This is a genomic window from Microcystis sp. Msp_OC_L_20101000_S702 (assembly GCF_007095705.1).
Classification (GTDB): Bacteria; Cyanobacteriota; Cyanobacteriia; order Cyanobacteriales; family Microcystaceae; genus Microcystis; species Microcystis ichthyoblabe_A.
Genome location: NZ_SFBO01000024.1, coordinates 1 through 19463 on the forward strand (window position 1 = coordinate 1; position 19463 = coordinate 19463).

General features: G+C 41.5%; 22 protein-coding genes. 16 read left to right on the top strand and 6 right to left on the bottom strand.

What is annotated here, in order from left to right:
- The first annotated feature begins 297 nt into the window (after nt 1-297).
- The gene (locus tag EWV60_RS02590) at nt 298-1746 is read left to right on the top strand and encodes a tetratricopeptide repeat protein (protein WP_287230711.1); all 1449 of its coding nucleotides are present in this window, start codon (nt 298-300) and stop codon (nt 1744-1746) included.
- 150 nt (nt 1747-1896) lie between these two features.
- On the opposite strand, the gene EWV60_RS02595 is transcribed toward EWV60_RS02590, so the two are convergent.
- The 3 genes from EWV60_RS02595 to EWV60_RS02605 all read right to left on the bottom strand — a co-directional run bounded on the left by EWV60_RS02595 (nt 1897) and on the right by EWV60_RS02605 (nt 3991).
- Nucleotides 1897-2337, bottom strand: coding sequence for a DUF4164 family protein (locus tag EWV60_RS02595; protein WP_287230713.1), 441 nt, complete (start codon nt 2335-2337; stop codon nt 1897-1899).
- Nucleotides 2338-2657: 320 nt separating this feature from the next.
- A complete protein-coding gene (locus tag EWV60_RS02600; protein ID WP_002747500.1) occupies nt 2658-3248 on the bottom strand; it encodes a PAP/fibrillin family protein in 591 nt (196 codons plus the stop codon).
- Nucleotides 3249-3427: 179 nt separating this feature from the next.
- Entirely contained in the window at nt 3428-3991 is a 564-nt protein-coding gene (locus tag EWV60_RS02605) for a bilin-binding protein (RefSeq protein WP_287230717.1), read from the bottom strand.
- Nucleotides 3992-4140: 149 nt separating this feature from the next.
- Here EWV60_RS02605 and rseP point away from each other — a divergent pair, with 149 nt between their 5' ends.
- The 3 genes from rseP to EWV60_RS02620 all read left to right on the top strand — a co-directional run bounded on the left by rseP (nt 4141) and on the right by EWV60_RS02620 (nt 6699).
- The gene (rseP, locus tag EWV60_RS02610) at nt 4141-5232 is read left to right on the top strand and encodes an RIP metalloprotease RseP (RefSeq protein WP_287230719.1); all 1092 of its coding nucleotides are present in this window, start codon (nt 4141-4143) and stop codon (nt 5230-5232) included.
- Nucleotides 5232-5888: an endonuclease III gene (gene nth, locus EWV60_RS02615; RefSeq protein ID WP_024970627.1), complete on the top strand. Its 657-nt coding sequence runs from the start codon at nt 5232-5234 to the stop codon at nt 5886-5888. Before rseP ends, nth begins: the two co-directional genes overlap by 1 nt.
- Nucleotides 5889-6090: 202 nt before the next feature.
- Complete coding sequence (locus EWV60_RS02620) at nt 6091-6699, top strand: rhomboid family intramembrane serine protease (protein ID WP_287230723.1); 609 nt, start codon at nt 6091-6093, stop codon at nt 6697-6699.
- Here the strand turns inward: EWV60_RS02620 and EWV60_RS02625 are convergent.
- Complete coding sequence (locus EWV60_RS02625; RefSeq protein WP_002735315.1) at nt 6696-7022, bottom strand: hypothetical protein; 327 nt, start codon at nt 7020-7022, stop codon at nt 6696-6698. The genes EWV60_RS02620 and EWV60_RS02625 overlap by 4 nt on opposite strands.
- A gap of 161 nt (nt 7023-7183) precedes the next feature.
- On the opposite strand from EWV60_RS02625, the gene EWV60_RS02630 reads away from it, so the two are divergent.
- Entirely contained in the window at nt 7184-7726 is a 543-nt protein-coding gene (locus tag EWV60_RS02630) for an NADPH-dependent FMN reductase (protein ID WP_287230728.1), read from the top strand.
- Here the strand turns inward: EWV60_RS02630 and folB are convergent.
- Nucleotides 7713-8069, bottom strand: a complete 357-nt coding sequence (gene folB, locus EWV60_RS02635) for a dihydroneopterin aldolase (RefSeq protein WP_002735328.1) — start codon at nt 8067-8069, stop codon at nt 7713-7715. The genes EWV60_RS02630 and folB overlap by 14 nt on opposite strands.
- 159 nt (nt 8070-8228) lie before the next feature.
- Here folB and EWV60_RS02640 point away from each other — a divergent pair, with 159 nt between their 5' ends.
- From EWV60_RS02640 to EWV60_RS02660, 5 genes are read left to right on the top strand one after another with little or no spacing between them, the layout of a single operon-like run.
- Nucleotides 8229-9149: a glycosyltransferase family 2 protein gene (locus EWV60_RS02640; protein ID WP_002735442.1), complete on the top strand. Its 921-nt coding sequence runs from the start codon at nt 8229-8231 to the stop codon at nt 9147-9149.
- 14 nt (nt 9150-9163) lie between these two features.
- Nucleotides 9164-10123 carry a GDP-mannose 4,6-dehydratase gene (locus EWV60_RS02645; protein WP_287230731.1) on the top strand — a complete coding sequence of 320 codons (960 nt, stop codon included), beginning with the start codon at nt 9164-9166 and terminating at the stop codon, nt 10121-10123.
- A 2-nt stretch (nt 10124-10125) separates the two neighbouring features.
- Complete coding sequence (locus EWV60_RS02650) at nt 10126-10935, top strand: glycosyltransferase (protein WP_287230733.1); 810 nt, start codon at nt 10126-10128, stop codon at nt 10933-10935.
- Nucleotides 10936-10964: 29 nt separating this feature from the next.
- The gene (locus tag EWV60_RS02655) at nt 10965-11942 is read left to right on the top strand and encodes a glycosyltransferase family 2 protein (protein ID WP_287230736.1); all 978 of its coding nucleotides are present in this window, start codon (nt 10965-10967) and stop codon (nt 11940-11942) included.
- A 33-nt stretch (nt 11943-11975) separates the two neighbouring features.
- Nucleotides 11976-12530: a phycobiliprotein lyase gene (locus EWV60_RS02660; protein WP_002755752.1), complete on the top strand. Its 555-nt coding sequence runs from the start codon at nt 11976-11978 to the stop codon at nt 12528-12530.
- 142 nt (nt 12531-12672) lie between these two features.
- On the opposite strand, the gene metK is transcribed toward EWV60_RS02660, so the two are convergent.
- Complete coding sequence (gene metK / locus EWV60_RS02665) at nt 12673-13923, bottom strand: methionine adenosyltransferase (RefSeq protein WP_024969368.1); 1251 nt, start codon at nt 13921-13923, stop codon at nt 12673-12675.
- A 325-nt stretch (nt 13924-14248) separates the two neighbouring features.
- Here metK and pcrA point away from each other — a divergent pair, with 325 nt between their 5' ends.
- The 6 genes from pcrA (at nt 14249) to EWV60_RS02695 (ending at nt 19424) form a co-directional block, all read left to right on the top strand.
- A complete protein-coding gene (gene pcrA, locus EWV60_RS02670; protein WP_002755756.1) occupies nt 14249-16570 on the top strand; it encodes a DNA helicase PcrA in 2322 nt (773 codons plus the stop codon).
- A gap of 377 nt (nt 16571-16947) precedes the next feature.
- Nucleotides 16948-17382: a CAAD domain-containing protein gene (locus EWV60_RS02675; protein WP_024969366.1), complete on the top strand. Its 435-nt coding sequence runs from the start codon at nt 16948-16950 to the stop codon at nt 17380-17382.
- Nucleotides 17383-18272: 890 nt separating this feature from the next.
- Nucleotides 18273-18506 carry a hypothetical protein gene (locus EWV60_RS02680; protein ID WP_002737131.1) on the top strand — a complete coding sequence of 78 codons (234 nt, stop codon included), beginning with the start codon at nt 18273-18275 and terminating at the stop codon, nt 18504-18506.
- Nucleotides 18507-18622: 116 nt separating this feature from the next.
- Complete coding sequence (locus EWV60_RS02685; protein WP_002737783.1) at nt 18623-18826, top strand: type II toxin-antitoxin system HicB family antitoxin; 204 nt, start codon at nt 18623-18625, stop codon at nt 18824-18826.
- Nucleotides 18823-19029: a type II toxin-antitoxin system HicA family toxin gene (locus EWV60_RS02690; protein WP_002737289.1), complete on the top strand. Its 207-nt coding sequence runs from the start codon at nt 18823-18825 to the stop codon at nt 19027-19029. Before EWV60_RS02685 ends, EWV60_RS02690 begins: the two co-directional genes overlap by 4 nt.
- 107 nt (nt 19030-19136) lie before the next feature.
- On the top strand, nt 19137-19424 hold the full coding sequence (locus EWV60_RS02695) for a shikimate dehydrogenase (RefSeq protein ID WP_079210089.1): 288 nt from the start codon (nt 19137-19139) through the stop codon (nt 19422-19424).
- Nucleotides 19425-19463: the final 39 nt, after the last annotated feature.

Here is a 19463-nt window from a genome sequence, read left to right on the forward strand (position 1 = left end):
TCCATTTTTTTGCTTACCTCCACCTTAATTCCTTCTTTCAAAACTATACCTATCAATCGTTTCCCCTTTTTTTAAGTTTCTTCTCTTTTTGTTAAGAAAGATCTGACTAATGGATAGCCTTGATAAGGGAGGTGCGGATCCCCCTTTGATCCCCCCTTGATAAGGGAGGTGCGGATCACTCCTTGATCCCCCCTTGATAAGGGGAGTGCGGATCACTCCTTGATCCGTAGGGTTGATTCATGAATCAACCCTACCTAATGGGGGTATCTGACAGTTTTTAACAGCTATCCACTTATTATGAATAATGAAACATCTTCAATTATTGACCAAAATGAAAGAGAATACGAAGGTTTAATCGTGTCTCTAGAGGCAAATCAAGAGAGATTAAATATATTGATTTGTGTGTGTGATCAGGAAAAATTGCGAGAAGAAATCATCGATCGCTATAGCAAAGAATTAGAACCAGTAATCCCTTGTTATCGGATTGATTTAGATCAAAAAGAACCGAGTTTAAGAGCAGCCATTGCTAGTTTAGTCTCCAGAAAACCAGAGTTATTACAAAGCAAAAATGCCGTGATCACAACCACAGGAGTGGAAAAATTACACTCGATCGAATGGCAACAGGAAAAATCGGAACTAGATAAATTTTTTGGTTATCTGCAATGGACAAGGGAAGGACTGCGAGAATTTCCCTATTCCATCGTTCTTTGGGTAACAAGCACAGTGGAAGTAAATTTACGCAAAAAGTCCCCCGATTTTTGGAGTTGGAGAAAAGGAGTTTTTCGCTTTATTTCTCCTCCAAGTAACTTTTTACCTTGTCAGGAAATTTTACCAATTTTACAATCTTTTGACGAAATTAATATAGACAAAGATATTCCTTTTATCTCTAAAGAAGACTTGTTAGAACTAATCGAGCAAATCGAGGTAAATAAAGGCAAAAAAGAGCCAAGACTAGCGAGTTTATATGCCAGTTTAGCTAAGATTTATAACCTTCGTTTATTATATCGATCGCCATTGGTAGATTATCGTCAGGAACAACAGCTTGCGATCGAGTATTATCAAAAAGCGATCAATTTACAAAAAGAGTTAAATCTAGAACTTGATTTAGTTGCGAGTCTCGACTCATTAGCAGGTATTTACTATTTTCTAGGAGAATACCAAAAAGCGATCGAGTTTTATCAACAGTCCTTAGCAATCTTTCAGAAAATCGGAGATCGCTGGGGAGAAGCAGATTCTTACAATAATTTAGGCAATGCTTACCGTTTCCTAGGAGAATACCAAAAAGCGATCGAGTTTTATCAACAGTCCTTAGCAATCTTTCAGGAAATTGATGATATAAGGGGAGTAGCGTATTGTTACAATAATTTGGGCAATATTTACAATTACCTAGGAGAATACCAAAAAGCGATCGAGTTTCATCAACAGTCCTTAGCAATCAAACGGGAAATCTCTGATATAACAGGAGAAGCTTATTCCTATCTAGGTTTGGGGAATGTTTACGATTCCCTAGGAGAATACCAAAAAGCGATCGAGTTTTATCAAAAGTCCCTAGAAATCTTTCAGGAAATAGGGTATATCATAGGAGAACCAAAGACTCTGTTGAATCTGGGAGTTACCTACTATAAACTCAAACGTATATCGGAAGCGAAAGAAGCATATCTTCAAGCGCGGGAATTATATCAAGCATTGGGGTTAGCAGGATATGTTCAAAAGTGCGATCAGGCAATTCGGAGATTAGAAACCTGAAAATATCCCTTAATCGTTGCTTTTTTTCTGGGGGTGGTTAAGTTTCCTTTAGTTGTAAATTGGTTAGACATCCCTTATTTTTAACCTGAGTTTGACATCTGCTAATTTCCCCTCATAACTACCCTAAAGTGAGAAATTATAGTAATATTTCTAAGGATTACCAGAAACGAAAGAGCGCCATGCTGCTGTGCCGATCGCTCCTCCTAAAAGAATAATTAACGTCCAAACTTGATTTTTTTGGGTTCCTTCCACCTTTTCTAGTCTTCTATCCATCCCATCGACTTTCTCAGTTAGTTTTGCTTGTCCTACCTCTAGCTTAGTTAGCCGTTCGTCGATCTTATCAAATTTCTGGTTAAAATCCTTCTGTAGGCTGTCAAATTTCTGGTTAACATCTTGTTGCAAGGTGTCGATTTTTTGGTTAACTTCCTTCTGTAGGCTGTCAAATTTCTGGTTAACATCCTGTTGCAAGGTGTCGATTTTTTGGGTGACATCTCTTTGTAGGGTATCGATTTTTTGGTTAACCTCCTTGATGCTGTCTTTAATTTCCTTGAGGACAGATTCAAGACTATAAGTAACGGTTTCGTTAGACATTTTGGTAACATACTTGGGAGTAATGATAGTACAATAATTTGATTTTAATCCTAAATCTGGTTATTAGAAACTGATTACCTATTGCCTAGTATTTAGTCTTATGGTAATAAGTAGCTGGTTATAATTAAATTAAAAATGGATTTTAGGTTCGATCCCCCCTTAATCCCCCCTTGATAAGGGGGGTGCCGATCCCCCCTGCCCCCCTTGATAAGGGGGGTGCCGATCCCCCCTTAATCCCCCCTTGATAAGGGGGGTGCCGATCCCCCCTGCCCCCCTTGATAAGGGGGGATCTGACAACTTTTAACGCCTACCTACTTAAGTTAGGTTTTTTCCTTAGCGAGAATAAAGACGCTGCCCTCGCTGCCGCGGCCGATGCGGAGATCTTCATCGAGATAGGTGATATCGAGCCAACCTTTTTGTTCACGATTATTGAAGGAAAAATCGAGGGGAGGAAATTTTTTGCCACTTTCGATCGCGTCGATAAATTCTTGGGGAGAATGATAATTGAGAAAACGTTGCAGACCGAGGATCGAGCGCTCAAATTTGACCATGACCCGACGCTCGGATGTGGGTTCAAAGGTAGCGGCGACGATCACTGCTCCTTCTAACCAAGGTACGCCCGTAATTTCAGCAATATTGTAGAGTTTGGCCTTGTTCAGGTCAAGATATTGATAAATTTGCCCCAATTGAAAAAAAGGTAGGCGATCTAGTCCCAGAATGTCGCGGCTGCTGGTGAATAGTAAACGCCAATTGCCCCCTAATAGTTGTTTAACTTCGAGGGGATGAGGATGGGGATTGTGGTCCTCCAATTGTTCGATCGCCGCTAAAATCCGCACGCGGTCGCTTTCCGTGGCCAGGAGTCCGCGATTTCTACCAGCGATCAATTCTAGTAATTTCGCTTTGGCATCCATAGAATCTCCCTCATTTTATAAAGTACCTCGACCCGCCAGGCACTCGATCGAGGTTTTTGGCGGCCAGAAGAGGCCTACCCGCGCCGATGATTTCATGGGTTCAACGGAGTTTTAACCTCGGTGAGCGGCATTTTTAACTGTTGGCATCACTATTTTAACACGGATTAAATGCCTCGGTTTTAAAACTTTTTCATAACCGCAATTAAGTGATCAAAATAGGGAGTAATTGCGGTTTTTTCTGAGTCGCTAAAATAATCTAAACTGTATTGTTTTAAGGCTTCTAACCCCGAAATCATCGCCCCTAATGGTACTTGCAATTCTTGGTAAAGAAGACGCATATTTTCCAATCCCTCGGCACTGGTGTAGGGAATCTGCTGTCCGACGACACCGTAGGTAATACAACGTAAAAAGTTCCAGAAATCACGCCAACAAGCTTCGGCACGGTGGGGTGGATGAAGATCGCCTCCGGGTTGAAAAATGGTGGGAAATTGGCTTAATAAAGCCTGACGAGCGTTATCGACGATGCTATTAGCATTATCCCGCAGTTTTCGAGCTTGCTGACTAGAAACCAGTAAATCAGGCTCTAAATTGACGATAGTATCTAAATCACTATCATCGAGATAGCGAGTTTGATCATCCGCTTGTTGCCAAACAGCGATCGCTGCTTGCTGATAGGGCCAATTGGCGAAACTGATGATTCTCGCTTTTGGGATTAATTGCTGGGCGCGCTCACTCAAAGGCATCGATCGCTCTCCGTTGGGTCAGATTAGGCGGTTAAGATCACTTTTAGCATAAATGATCGAAAAATTAGCGATAACTAAAGATTTTTTGCAATCTGCTTGGGAGGATCGCTTACAATAAACAAAAGCTAAGTCATTATATTTTGATCATCATGTCAGTTTTAATAGCGATCGGTGTACTTGCCCTATTAATTGTCGTTCACGAATTAGGTCATTTTGCCGCTGCTCGTTGGCAATCTATCCATGTTAGTCGCTTTTCCATCGGTTTTGGTCCAGCTTTAGCTAAATATCAAGGTAAAGAAACAGAATACGCCCTCCGCGCCATTCCTTTAGGGGGTTACGTTGGTTTTCCCGATGACGATCCCGATAGTCAAATTCCTAATAACGATCCTGATTTATTACGAAATCGTCCTGTTTTCGATCGAGCTATCGTCATTAGTGCCGGGGTAATTGCTAATTTAATTTTTGCCTATTTTTTGCTTGTTACCCAAGTCGCTACGGTGGGTTTTCCCAAAATTAACTATCAAGAAGGGGTAATTATTCCAGAGGTTTTCACCTCGGAAAATTCCGTCGCTAAACAAGCGGGAATACAAGCAGGGGATATCGTACTTGCTATCAATGATCAGCCCCTTGGTGCTTCTCAGAATGCCATTATTGACTTCCGTGACATTATTCAATCTTCCCCCGATCAACCCCTAAAATTAACCATCAAACGCCCCACAGAAACTCTCGATTTAATCGTTACTCCGGAATTGGGAAGTGATGGTCAGGGTAAAATTGGGGTGAGATTGGCTCCTAACGGTGAAGAAACTCGCCTGAAAGCCGATAGTTTTGGTCAAGCTTTTAGCTTGGGTGCGGGTGAATTTCAACGATTAATTGTATTAACCGTGCAAGGTTTTGGGCAGTTAGTTAGTAACTTTAAAGACAGTGTTCAACAGGTAGCAGGACCGGTTAAAATTGTCGAATATGGAGCAGCAATCGCTCGTAATGATGCGGGTAATCTTTTTCAATTTGCCGCCCTAATTAGTATTAACTTAGCGGTGATTAATATTCTGCCTTTACCTGCTCTTGATGGTGGTCAGTTGGTATTTTTATTAATCGAGGCTTTAGTAGGTAAACCTCTCCCAACTAAACTGCAAGATAACATCATGCAAACAGGTCTAGTTTTACTCTTAGGATTAGGAGTTTTCTTAATCGTGCGCGACACGGCTAACCTAGCAGTTTTTCAGGATTTATTCCAGTGATGGCCCCTCGAAAAAAAACTCAGCTTCAACTGCGCGCCCTAGAGATTTTAAGCAACTTAAAGCAATTATATCCAGAGGCAACCTGTAGCTTAAATTATCAAACTCCCGTGCAGTTATTGGTGGCAGTTATTCTCTCGGCACAATGCACTGATGAGCGTGTAAATAAGGTAACTCCTGCTTTATTCGCCCGTTTTCCCGATGCTAAATCCTTAGCTTTTGCCGAGCGAGAGGAGTTAGAAACCCTGATTCGTTCCACGGGATTCTATCGCAATAAAGCTAAAAATATTCAGGGTGCTTGTCAAAAAATCCTCAAGGATTTTCAGGGGGAAGTACCCAAGACAATGGCGGAATTATTAACTTTACCCGGGGTAGCTAGAAAAACCGCTAATGTGGTACTTGCTCACGCTTACGCGATTATTGAGGGGGTGACAGTAGATACCCACGTTAAGCGCTTAAGTAATCGTTTGGGTTTAACTACTAATAACGATCCGGTGAAAATTGAACGGGATTTAATGGCTTTACTACCTCAACCGGATTGGGAAACTTTTTCTATTAGTATTATTTACCACGGCCGGGCGGTTTGTAAAGCAAGAAATCCCGCTTGTTTTTCCTGTCAATTAGCCCCTCTTTGTCCCACAGCAAACAGTAAACAGTAAACTGATAACTCACACCTGATAAGTAGGGAGGCACAATTATTTGTAGGATGGGTTAGCGGTAGCGTAACCCATGCAGGCGTTGGGTTTCATGCTTCAACCCAACCTAAGTTCATCTTATATTTAATTCCACCCACCTACTTAACTGGTAACTGAATCACTGATAACTGATAACTGATAACTGATAACTGATCTGGGGGCTATAATGGGAAAAAATAGCTCATCCATCAATCTTATGAGTCAAGGATCACGGCAAGAAATAAAAACCCAAGCAATAATCCTCGCTACTTTTGTGGCGATTTTTTGGCTGTTAGAGATTTTAGATCAATTTGTTTTTCGGGGCAGTTTAGACAATTTCGGGATTATGCCCCATCAAGTCATCGGATTGCGGGGTATTCTCTTTGCACCTTTCCTACACGGTAACTTTCCCCATCTTATTGCTAATACGGTTCCTTTTCTGATTCTCGGTTGGTTGGTGATGTTACAGGAAACCAGTGACTTTTTTATTGTGACCGGGTTGACTATGCTGGTGGGGGGGTTAGGAGTCTGGTTATTTGCCGTTCCCAGATCCATCCATATCGGGGCAAGTATCTTGATTTTTGGCTATTTAGGTTTTTTATTACTGCGGGGCTATTTCCAGAGAAATATTCCTTCTATACTCTTGTCAATTCTAGTCTTTTTACTCTACGGTGGCACAATTTGGGGCGTTTTGCCTTCCCGTCCGGGGATTTCTTGGCAAGGACATTTATTTGGCTTTCTAGGCGGGGTTTTAGCCGCCAAATTAATCGCCACCGAAAAGAAACATTATTCCTAAATGGGGGAACCTTCTATCTCGCTACATACTTCGTAAAAATCGGTGACAGGAGGTTTCGCAAATAGAGGAGCCATGGATTTCAGCAATAATTCATGGTCTTCGCTTTTATTGGCCTCCATATCATCGATTTTATCCCAGATGATTACGGCAATTCCTTCGTCGGTTCCGGGTTTTTGCAACAGAAAAGCCCCCTGGAATCCCGTAGAATAGGTGGAAACGGCCTTTTCGTAGAGTTTTTGGGCCTCGGAAAAACACCCCGGTTTAAATTCACCAATAGCCACATAGGCATATTTATGTTTGAGAAAATCGAGAAATTCTGGCATGGCAATCAGGGGAAATGGAATAAATCTTTCTTTCTATTCTCATTAAAACTTAGATCGATCGCTCTCTCCGCCCCATCGACATATTTTTTTAACTAAGCTTCCCCAATTGTCTCTTTTTTTTGTTAGCTTATATGTAGTCGTTATGAGTTCGTATAAATTCTATGATCAAAATCGTTGGTATTAATGGCAGTTTACGCAGCGGATCCTATAGTGCGATGGCGTTAGAAGTTGCTATCAGTCGAGTAGGGGCGTTAGGAGTAGAAACGGAGATAATTGACCTGAGAAAACTCTCTTTACCCTTCTGTAACGGGGGAGATGACTATTCTGACTATCCCGATGTGGCCCAAATGCAGCAAACGGTTAAATCGGCTGCGGGATTAATTTTGGCGACACCGGAATATCATGGCAGTGTCAGTGGTGTGATGAAGAATGCCCTAGATTTAATGAGTTTTGAGGAGTTATCGGGAAAGGTTGCCGGGTTAATCAGTGTTTTAGGCGGCCAATCCAATAGTAACGCCCTCAATGATTTAAGAATCATTCTCCGTTGGGTTCATGCTTGGGTAATTCCCGAACAAATTAGCTTAGGACAAGCGTGGAAAGTCTTCAACGAAGAAGGAAAAATCCTTGACGAGAAGCTTTCCCAACGTTTTGACGCTTTTGCTGAAAGTTTAGTCGATAATACGCGTAAACTCAAAGGGATCTAGTAATATCGATGGTGATTTTACCTGTGAAATGGGGAATTGGGGCGGCGGGTTTCGATAATTGTACTCTTACCTGTCGCACTCGATCGAGTTGTAGAATATCCTCAGCGATGACTGTGGCCAATTTTTCCACTAGGGCAAATTTGCCGGTTTCAATCTGGTGTTTGACAATTTCGATCGCCTGTCGATAATCTAGGGTATCTTCAATTGCGTCACTTTTGCCAGCAATGCTGATATCAACTTCGAGGGATAAATCTACCTCAAACCATTGACCTAAAACCTGTTCTTCAGCCAGATATCCTGTGTAACCGTAGGCACGAATTCCTGTAACGTGAATAGTATCCATAGATAGTTAAATTAAAAAACTGGTAGCGTTGGTCACAAATTGACGAGAAACTCTATAAGTAAAAAGCAATCTCGGAGTCTCGGAGTCTCCTCAAGCATTTTTACATTTTTGCAAAGGAATGTTAAGTTTTAGGGTATTGAATGAGTAACCTTGATAGCCATGGCTCCTAAAATAGCAGGGATTATCTGTACCCACAACCGCGATCACTACCTAGAAGGAGCGATCGATAGTCTTTTGGCGCAAACCTGCCCAGATTGTGAGATTTTAGTGGTTGATAACGCATCTACCGATAAAACCCGTCAAGTGGCCGAGTCGCGTCTGGGAGATGGGCGGCTAAAATATGTTTACGAACCTATTTTAGGGCTATCTACCGCCAGAAATCGCGGAGCGAAGGAAACTAGAGCGCCGATTTTAGCTTATTTGGATGACGATGCGATCGCTAGTCCTCAATGGTTGCAAATTCTGTTAAATGCCTACGAAAATAACGAAAAACTGGCAGTAGCAGGGGGAAAAGTCACTCTTATTTGGCCGCAAGGCTACAGTCAACCCAATTGGTTATCCGATCAGTTAGCAGGGGGTTTAGGGGCTTTCGATTTGGGCGACAATGTGGTATATATCAGCCAAGCGAATTTAACTCCGCGAGGGGTTAATTACTCAATTCGGCGAGATTTCTTGGGGAAGATTGGCGGTTTTGACCCTAATTTGGGAAGAATTGGCAAAAAACTTCTCTCTAACGAAGAATTATACACTACAGAACTGGCACTGGCCCAGGGATGGCAAGTGGGCTATTTTCCTGCAGCATTGGTGGAACACAATGTGGCTCCAGAAAGAATCAATCGTCAATGGTTTATGAGTCGCAGTTGGTGGCAAGGCATCAGCGAACACTACCGGGAAGAAGTGGCAGGAAGGACGGGATTGGCTCAATTTGGGCGAGGAGGTGAGCGTTTGGTGAGAGGATTGGTTAAATCTGTCAAATTTATCAATGATCCTGCTAAAAGCTTTGATAATCTGCTCTATGCCTATGGACAAATCGGTTATTTAAGCGAAGCCACCAAGGCCATGTTAACCCCTCAAAAGTAAATTATTGTAAATAAATGGGTAAAAAAGCCTTAATTTGTGGTATATCGGGGCAGGATGGAGCCTACCTAGCCGAATTACTGTTAAAAGCAGGCTATACGGTTTCTGGCACCTCCCGGGATGCTCAGATGTCCTCTTTTAGTAACCTGAAACGTTTGGGAATCAAGGAACAGGTAAAACTAGAATCAATGTCACTGAATGACTTTCGCAGTGTCCTACAGGTGTTAATTAAAATTCAGCCGGATGAGGTCTATAATTTGGCTGGACAAAGTTCTGTGGGTTTATCTTTTGAGCAGCCGGTGGAAACCTTAGAAAGTATTGCCACTGGAACCTTAAATCTTTTAGAAGCAATTCGATTTACTGGAGCAAAAATTAAATTATATAATGCCGGATCGAGTGAATGTTTCGGGGATATCGGCGATAATTATGCCGATGAAAATACCCCTTTTCGTCCTCGCAGTCCCTACGCTGTGGCCAAATCGGCGGCTTTTTGGGAAGTGGCTAATTATCGAGAAGCCTACGGAATTTTTGCCTGTTCAGGCATACTTTTCAATCATGAATCTCCCCTGCGTCCCGAGCGCTTTGTTACCCAAAAAATTATCGCTGCCGTGGCTAGAATTGCCCAGGGAAGTCCCGAAACTTTACACTTAGGAAATATGGATATTGAAAGGGATTGGGGTTGGGCGCCGGAGTACGTTGAAGCGATGTATTTAATGCTGCAACAGGAGCAACCCGATGATTACGTCATTGCCACGGGAAAAAGTTCAAAACTAGAGGATTTTGTCGCCACAGCTTTTGCTACTGTTGGTTTAAATTGGCAAGATCATGTAATTTCCGATCGAAGTTTATTAAGACCAACAGATTTAGCCATTAGTCGCGGTAATCCCCGCAAAGCTAAGGAAAAATTAGGTTGGCAAGCACGATACAAAATGACCGATATTGTCCGCATGATGGTGGAAAATCGTTTAGAGAAATAGCTATGAATATCTTAATGATTAGTTCCACCTTTCCCTATCCATCTCGCAAAGGAGGAACTCAGGGCAGAACTTTTAATTTACTCAAGTATCTAGGCAAAAATCATGATATTACTGTCATCGTTCAGTCTAATGCTGATGTTAGGGATGAGGAGGTAGATAAGTTAGGTAAATTTGTTAGTGAATTGGTAGTTTTTACCCGTCCTCAAGATGCCAAAACTGGAATAATTGCTAAACTCCAAAGATTAGCTCAATTGCTGCAACAAGAGATGCAAAACTGGATAGATAGGGCAGTTAAGAGTCAAAAATTCTCAGTAATTACCAGTGAACATAGTGTTAATGAAATTTATATTCGTCCTCAAGGACAAATTACTTACCCCGATACTACTTTAACTCTAGTCGGTGGTAATCCATCCCTAGAAGTGCAAGAATTAACTAAGTTAAAAGGAGTAATTGTAACGGGACGAGTACCATCAATGACCACCTATCTTCATCAGGCAACTATGGCAGTTATTCCCCTAAGAACAGGTTTTGAAATTTATTCCAAAACCCTAGAATCTATGGCTGCAGGGGTGCTGGTGGTGGCCAGCGATCGAGGTTTAGAAGGATTAACAGTGGCAGTAAATAATGTTCCTTTAGCATCCTTAATGGCTAATAGTATTGAGCAATATTGTACGGCGATTAGCAGTCTTTTTGAATCGGCAGAGTTGCGAGAAAAATTATCTAGAAATGCTCGCAAATTAATCGAATATAACTATACTTGGCAGCAAGCAGCAGGTAAGTACGAACAAGTTTTGACTGCTGACATTTGTTAGGTAATTTCTCTAGTTTTTTGTCAATTAATATGCTATCAAATCAAATACCAGTGAGAATATCTGTTGTTGTCCCTCTGTATAACGAACAAGAAAATATCGACGCTCTCTTTCGGCGACTTTTAGCGGTTTTAGAGGCACTAAATACCAGTTATGAGGTCATTTGCGTTAATGATGGTAGTCGTGACAATACTCTCAAAAATCTCGTGGAATATCATCAACTTTACCCACAAATTAAAGTGGTTAATTTATCGCGTAATTTTGGTAAAGATATCGCCATGTCAGCAGGAATTGATTACAGTCAAGGAATGGCAGTTATTCCTATTGATGCTGATTTACAAGATCCGCCAGAATTAATTGCCGAAATGATCGAAAAATGGCACGAGGGTTATGATGTGGTTTATGCTTCCCGTCGGGTTAGAATTGGCGAAAGTTGGTTTAAACGTTTCAGCGCAGAAGGTTTCTATCAAGTCATAAATAAATTAAGTCGGGTTTCTATTCCTCCTAATACTGGAGATTTCCGTTTAATTGATCGCCGAGTGGTAGAATCAATTAAAAAGATGCCCGAACGTCAAAGATTTATGAAAGGAATATTTGCTTGGGTGGGATATAAACAGACATCAATTTTATTTGATCGAGAACCCCGGTATCAAGGACAAACTAAATGGAATTACTGGAAATTATGGAATTTTGCCATTGATGGTATTACTTCTTTTAGTTTTTTACCTCTGAAAGTCTGGACTTATGTAGGATTGATCATTGCACTTGTTAGTCTTGTTTATGCTAGTTTTTTAATCCTCAGAACTATTATCTTCGGAATCGATGTACCCGGATACGCTTCTCTGATGGTTGCTGTCTTATTTTTAGGAGGAATTCAATTACTCACCCTTGGTATTATTGGCGAATATATTGGCAGGGTTTATGAGGAAGTAAAGGGTAGGCCACTTTATCTGGTTCGAGATTGTTATGGTTTTGAAAATAGGGAACAAATTAGTGATAAAATAACTTAAAATTAAGATACTGACAAGAGGAGAATTAAATCTATGAATACCGAAGTTTTTCAGCAATTTTTTGCCTATTGTGTCGGTAGTTGGCAAACTGAAAGAACCTATCATTATCTAGCTGCTCAAGAAGTGGAACGTTCCCGCACTGAATTTCTCATCCAACCCCTCACCAGGGAGATTAAACAGAAAGTTCTGACAGATAATCACTATGCTGATATTGCTGATTTAGAAACTATCCCCGGGTTTAATTTAGGTTTCTATACCATCTCGGAAAAAGGGGAAGAAGTACGACAAAATCTTAATCTTTTATTTGTGGTTAAAGCAGAAAATAATGGTTATTTAGAAGGGGATTATCTTCGTGATCGCGCCTACGAAGAAGCAAGACCAATTATCTCCGCTTTTCGCTTTGATTCCACCACCAGAGAGTTATTAATGACCACCAATTATACTCGCAGTGTTTCCGTGGATTCAATTACTTTAATTAATCCAGACCTGCGAATTCGCAAAATTATTAACTATCAACGTCCCCAGGAGGGGGAACCCTTAGAAAAAGTTCTCTTGGTCGGTTTTGGCGTTGAGTGTAAAGTCAGTTAAAAAAAATATTTCTTTTCCCCCCCCTTGATTCTCCAGTCAAGGGGAGATTTTATCAAGATTTTGTCCTTTACATCAAAAAAGGAATAAGGAATAGAGCCTTAAACTCTACTCCTCAATCAAAAATTGCAGTTAATTTCTAACCCTATACTACCACAGAAGTCAAAGCTTCTTTGAGGATAGCGGCTTTATCGGTCTTTTCCCAGGGTAAATCGAGATCATTGCGACCAAAATGACCATAAGCGGCCACATCTTGGTAAAAACGATCGCCTCTTTCACTGGGTAAACCGCGCAGATTAAAGGTTTGGATAATACCGGCCGGACGAAGTTCAAAGTATTTATTGATTAAGTCCAGAATCACATCATCAGCGACTTTGCCAGTGCCAAAGGTTTCCACGAAGAGACTCACCGGACGAGCTACCCCAATCGCATAACCCACTTGAATCTCGCACTTATCGGCCAAACCAGCAGCGACGATATTTTTGGCCACATAACGGCAAGCATAGGCCGCAGAGCGATCGACTTTGGTAGGATCCTTACCGGAGAAAGCACCGCCACCGTGACGAGAATAGCCACCGTAGGTATCGACGATAATTTTCCGTCCCGTTAATCCCGCGTCGCCTTGGGGTCCACCAATGACGAATTTTCCGGTGGGATTAACCAGATAACGGGTGTTGGCATCGGGTTTAATCTCTAAATCGCTGAAAACTGGCTCTACTACCGCTTTCCAGAGATCACTTTTAATCTTTTGTTGGACGAGATCATTATCAGTGATATCGCCGATAGTAGCATCGTGTTGGGTAGAAACAAGGATAGTATCGATACCCACGGGACGACCATTTTCATAAATGACCGATACTTGCGTTTTACCGTCGGGACGCAGATAGGACAGTTCACCGGTTTTTCTGACTGCCGCTAGACGGCGAGCGATGCGGTGGGCTAAACTAATCGGTAAGGGCATAAATTCGGGGGTTTCATTGCAAGCGAAACCGAAGACAATACCCTGGTCTCCCGCACCAATTTTATCGAGTTCATCATTGCTGAGAAGTTCGCGATTTTCCTGAGCAGCCGTGACCCCCTGGGAAATATCGGGAGATTGTTCGTCTAGAGCGACTAAAACGGTGCAACTATTCGAGGAAAAACCGTTATCGGCGTTGATATAGCCAATTTCAGCGATTTTCTTGCGAACTAAATCGACGAAATGAACCTGTGCTTTCGAGGTGATTTCACCGGTAATCAAGACTAACCCTGTATTGACAACCACTTCAGCCGCTACACGGCTGTGGTCATCTTGGGATAACAGAGCATCGAGAATGGTATCAGAAATCTGGTCACAAATTTTATCGGGATGTCCCTCTGTAACCGATTCGGAGGTGAACAAATAACGTTTAGACAAGTGATGTCCCTCACATGGTAGTACATTTGAACGCAAAAAGATTCCAAGAAATCTTTGATAATACAGTGTAACAGGGAATTTGTAGAGATCGAATATTTTCAATAAGAAACCGCCCGAACATTGTCCGGACGGAGTGTGGTGTGAGGAGTGAACGGAAACTTTCGTCTCCGCTAATTCCATTGTAGAGGACAACTTAGAATCTTGAACGACTTGAAACAAACTGGCCCAAAAAATTTTTATCTCTCGAAGGGGTTGACTAATGAGCGATACCTGTCTCGATGATGTAGCCTGAGTAATAGAGGTCGCAGAGCTATATGCCAAGATTATGACAGTCACAGCCGATTATTTAGAACAACTCAATCCTTCTCAGCGCATTGCTGTGGAGCATTTTTGCGGCCCCTTGTTGGTGGTTGCTGGAGCAGGATCGGGAAAAACTAGCGCTTTAACCTATCGTATCGCCCATTTGATCCGTCATCACGGGGTCGATCCGGAAAATATTCTCGCGGTCACTTTTACCAATAAGGCGGCCCGGGAAATGAAAACGAGAATTGAAAAAACTTTTGCTCAACAAAAAGCACAGGAAAAATACGGTCAAAGATTAGAACTTTTGGAAGAATACGAACAGAAAAAACTCTTTTCTCAAGTTTATCGGAATTATACTAAAAAACTCTGGATTGGAACTTTTCACAGTCTTTGCGGTCGAATTTTGCGCTATGACATTAATAAATATCAGGATGAATATGGTCATAGTTGGCAAAGGAATTTCTCAATTATGGACGAATCTGATGCCCAGAGTTTGGTAAAAAATATCGTCACTAAACAAATGAATTTAGACGATAAAAAATTTGACGCTCGCAATCTACGTTATGCGATTAGTAATGCCAAAAATTTAGGTTTAACACCCACAGATTACGCCAGAGAAAACCCTCATTTTCGGGGAAAGGTCATTTCTGAAGTTTATCAGGCTTATCAGATGCAATTGGCACAAAATAACGCCCTAGATTTTGATGATTTGATACTGGTTCCAGTCCGTCTTTTTCAGCAAAATGAATCTATTCTCGGTTATTGGCACACGCAATTTAAGCATATTTTAGTCGATGAATACCAGGATACTAACCGGATTCAGTACGAGTTAATTAGGCTTTTGTCCACCAATGGTGAAACGAAAAAAAGTGAGTGGAATTGGACGGATCGATCGATTTTTGTGGTGGGTGATGCCGACCAATCTATCTATAGTTTTCGGATGGCGGATTTTACTATTCTGCTCAATTTTCAAGCGGACTTTGGCGATGGTTTACCCGATGATGATACTCGCACGATGGTGAAATTACAGGAAAACTATCGTTCACGGGAGAATATTCTACAAGCGGCTAATAAATTAATTGAAAAGAATAGTCAAAGAATCGATAAAGTCCTTGTTCCCACTAGAGAAGGGGGCGAGATTATCTATGTTTTTAAAGCCAGGGATGAACAGGAAGAAGCGGCTTTTGTTATCGATAAAATTCGAGAATTTACCCAAGAAAATCCCGAATTAAATTGGGGTAGTTTTGCCATTCTCTACCGAATTAATGCCCAATCTCGTCCCTTTGAAGATGGGTTAATTCGCAATAATATTCCCTATAATATTGTCGGGGGATTTAAATTTTATGATCGACAGGAGATTAAAGATGCGATCGCTTATTTACGAGTGATTGCCAATCCTGCTGATACCGTTAGTTTACTGAGAATTATTAACACTCCCCGACGCGGTATCGGTAAAACCACAATCGATAATTTGCTCAAAGCTGCCCAAGAATTAGGAGTACCTTTATGGGAAATTATCAGCGATGAAACTTCCGTTAATACTCTCGCTGGTCGTGCGACTAAAAGCATCAATAAGTTAGCTAAAATTATCCAAAACCTGCAAGAAAAAATCACCGATTTATCCGCTAGTGAAATCCTAGACCAAATCATGGAAAATTCGGGATATATTGATGAATTAAAACAGCAGGGAACCGAGGAAGCTGATACCCGGATCGAGAATATTCAAGAATTGTATAGCGCTGTGGTACAATTCCAAGAGGAAAACGAAGAAACCAATCTCCAGGAATTTCTCGCTGGTGCTAGTTTAGCCTCGGATTTAGATAATCTTCAGGAAGGTCAAGAAAAAGTCTCGTTAATGACCCTTCATTCGGCCAAAGGTTTAGAGTTTCCTGTCGTCTTTTTAGTCGGTTTAGAACAGGGCATTTTTCCCCATAATCGTAGTTTAAACGATCCCATTGCCCTTGAGGAAGAACGCCGTTTGTGTTATGTGGGGGTGACTCGGGCCCAAGAACAATTATTTTTAACCTACGCAAAAGAAAGATACGTCTGGGGGAATAAAGAGATGAAGGTAGCTTCCCAATTTTTGCAGGAATTGCCCCCAGAATTGCTCACAAGCAACCTGAAACCGAAAAAGACCCCAAAAGTGGTTCCTATGGAAAAAACTGTCTCTGATCAAAGAAAATGGCAGGTAGGCGATCGAGTGTTACACTCTACTTTTGGAGAAGGAGAAGTGACCCATATCCTCGGTACGGGCAAAAAAATGAGTCTAGCGGTCAAATTTTCGGGTTTAGGTCAGAAAATCATCGATCCTCGCACCGCACCCATGCAACTTATCCAGGAATAGGTAATCATCTGTAGGGTGGGTTAGGCGAAAAATAAGTTATAATTTCACTAAAAATTGAGTATTCGCCGTAACCCACCGGCTTTTTACTACCTATTTCCTCACTGATAACTGATTACTGTTCACTGATAACTGACATCCCCCTAATTCCTCAACTCCGATCGCTACCTGCTGTTAAAATAGAGAATTGCGGTCAGACTGACGATAAAATTGAGAAGCTAAATCCTTGATTCTTAATAGTTGTTGAGAAACTTTCCGCCTACTATCGCAATTATCCGATAATATGGGCAACAGCGAGTTAGTCTATTCAGTCTGTTAAAATTGACCCCCGTTGGTCGTATTCGCGCACTGTCTAACCTTTATGATGAGGATCAGTTAATATGGAATCAATGCAACCCACCGAAACACAAAATCCGATTAGAACAGATTTACCCGGGTCTCTGAGCAAACCCAGCAGCAGCAGCACCGAACAGATTTGGTCTGAATATGTAGAACCAGTGTGGGATTCGGTAATGTCCTATCTGGCTAATGTCCCCGATTATATCGGTAGTTTCTTCTCTGGATACAAAAAACCTTTAATCGTTCTGGGGGCAATTTTAGCGAGTTTTGTCACCGTGAAAGTTACCCTAGCGGTTTTAGATGCGATCGATGATATTCCCCTCCTTGCTCCTATCCTACAATTAGTTGGGATCGTTTACACTGGTTGGTTTGTCTGGCGCTATCTGCTCAAAGATGAAAATCGTCGCGAGTTATTAGCCGAAATTGATGCACTAAAAGCGCAGGTTTTTGGCAGTCACAATAACACTTTATCTTAAATGTCGGGGTGAAGACCCTCGGTTTTACCGACGGGATGAAACCCCGACCAGTATAGAAACAGCGAAGCACAACTAAAACTCTGCTGTTTTAAGATAATTTGTGCTAAAGTGAAAGCAAGCGGAAAGTCAGATGTGTAGTCGTGGCACGCGAACTGACCGTTGTAAAAAGGCTAGTGTCACCAACTCAAAAAGGTTGACCCAATACCTCACTGCCCTCTAACAAAAAATATGGCATAGGTGGGAGATAAAATAATCAAATAGGGTAGGGCATACCCGAATTTAAGCTTGGGGAGTAGTCCACAAGAGTGCTTGCCTTATAGGTGTAGTCGGACTAGACATGAAAATGTAAGACCAAAATTAGCATTGCTAGTAGAGGCAAGATTCAGCCCAAGAATCCCTCGGTTTTACCGATGGGAGTGTCAAAGAATCAAGCATAGATAACCAAGGAGTTGAGCGGAAACACTCAACTCTTTTGTTTTTGCACAAGAGCTTATACTATAGCGTTTTTCAGTCTAGTGAGGTACAAAAGTTATGGGTTTTAGGCAAAAGGCAAGAGGCAAAAAGCAATAGGGAGAATAAATAATCAGTTTTTAATAGCCCGATTTAGTATTAGCCACTTTCTCAGGAAATTCAGTTACTTTTGCTTTGATCTATTGATTATTAGTCGAAATATCCACCAACGCTGGGGGCAGTGGGTTTTTCTTTGTTATAAGAGAGAGGAAACGGCAACGATTATCAGCCTACAATATTACTAGGCGATCGAATGTTCCCCAAAATTCAGATGAGTCAATTAAAATCAATTTCTGGGAAAAGGTTTGCCAAAATTTGAGAACCTCATTGAAAATTCAAGGTAGCCATCACATTTACTGTATTACTCGTTAAGACTGTCTATGAACCATCGTCAACAATTAATTCAAGAACTCGAACAAGCACCTGATGATCTAATAGAAACCGTGTTAGATTTTTTACATCGAGTTCAGGCAACAGGCAACAATCATCCTCTGGCAAAGTTTTCAGGCATTTTAAGCGATTCAGAGGCACAAGAACTACAACAAGCCATTAAAACAGAATGTCGTCAGTTGGTAAGGATTGCATCACCTACAAAAACAGCCTACAATATTTAGACTAAATCCAGTTATTGAAGACTGATTATTTACACAACCCCGTAGAAATGTTAGATTTTAGGAGTGGTAATAATTATCTATCCATCCCTCCCATTGATCGATCTAGGAGATAAGCAATGAAAATGAAAGTTATCGTTCACGAGGCGGAGGAAGGTGGCTTCTGGGGGGAAGTCCCGGCGCTCCCCGGCTGTGCCACCCAAGCAGAAACTTTCGAGGAACTACTAGAGAATTTACACGAGGCGATCGAAGGTTGTCTATCCATAGATGTGGAATCCTTGCCGACCGATCCGAAAACTCGTATTCTAGAAATAGCGATATGAAATCGATTTCTGGGAAAAAGTTCGCCAAAATTTTAGAGCGTCACGGATGGGAATTATTGAGAATTCAAGGTAGCCATCACATTTACTGTCAGCCAGATAATCCCACCCGTATCTCTGTGCCGATTCACGGAAACCAGGATTTAAAAATCGGATTACTCAAGCATTTTTTGAAACAAGCGGGACTTTCTGAAGAAGATATTTGATCAATGCGATCGTTGTAATTCCGTCACTCCCGAAAGATCGCAGAATTACCAATAACGATTATCAGCCTACAATACCACTAGGCGATCGAATATTCCCCGAAATTCAGATGAGTCAATCCCCCGTCACCGATTCCCTAGAAATTATCCTGACAAATATCACGGAAAAATTAGACTCTTTACAGAAAGATTTCACCGATCTAAAAGTAGATATGGCCGAGGTGAAAACCGAACTCAAGATTATTGATAGGCGATTGGAAAAAGTAGAGGGAACACAGGACGCTTTAATTCAGGATGTATCCGACCTTAAGGGAGCAAAATCGTTGATTATTCCCGTGGTAGTGGCAGTATTAACCAGTATTCTGACTCTGCTGGTGCGATCAATCCCAAATCCTTAAAGGATTTTTCTGGGAACGGCGATCGATTTTTGCTGGTGT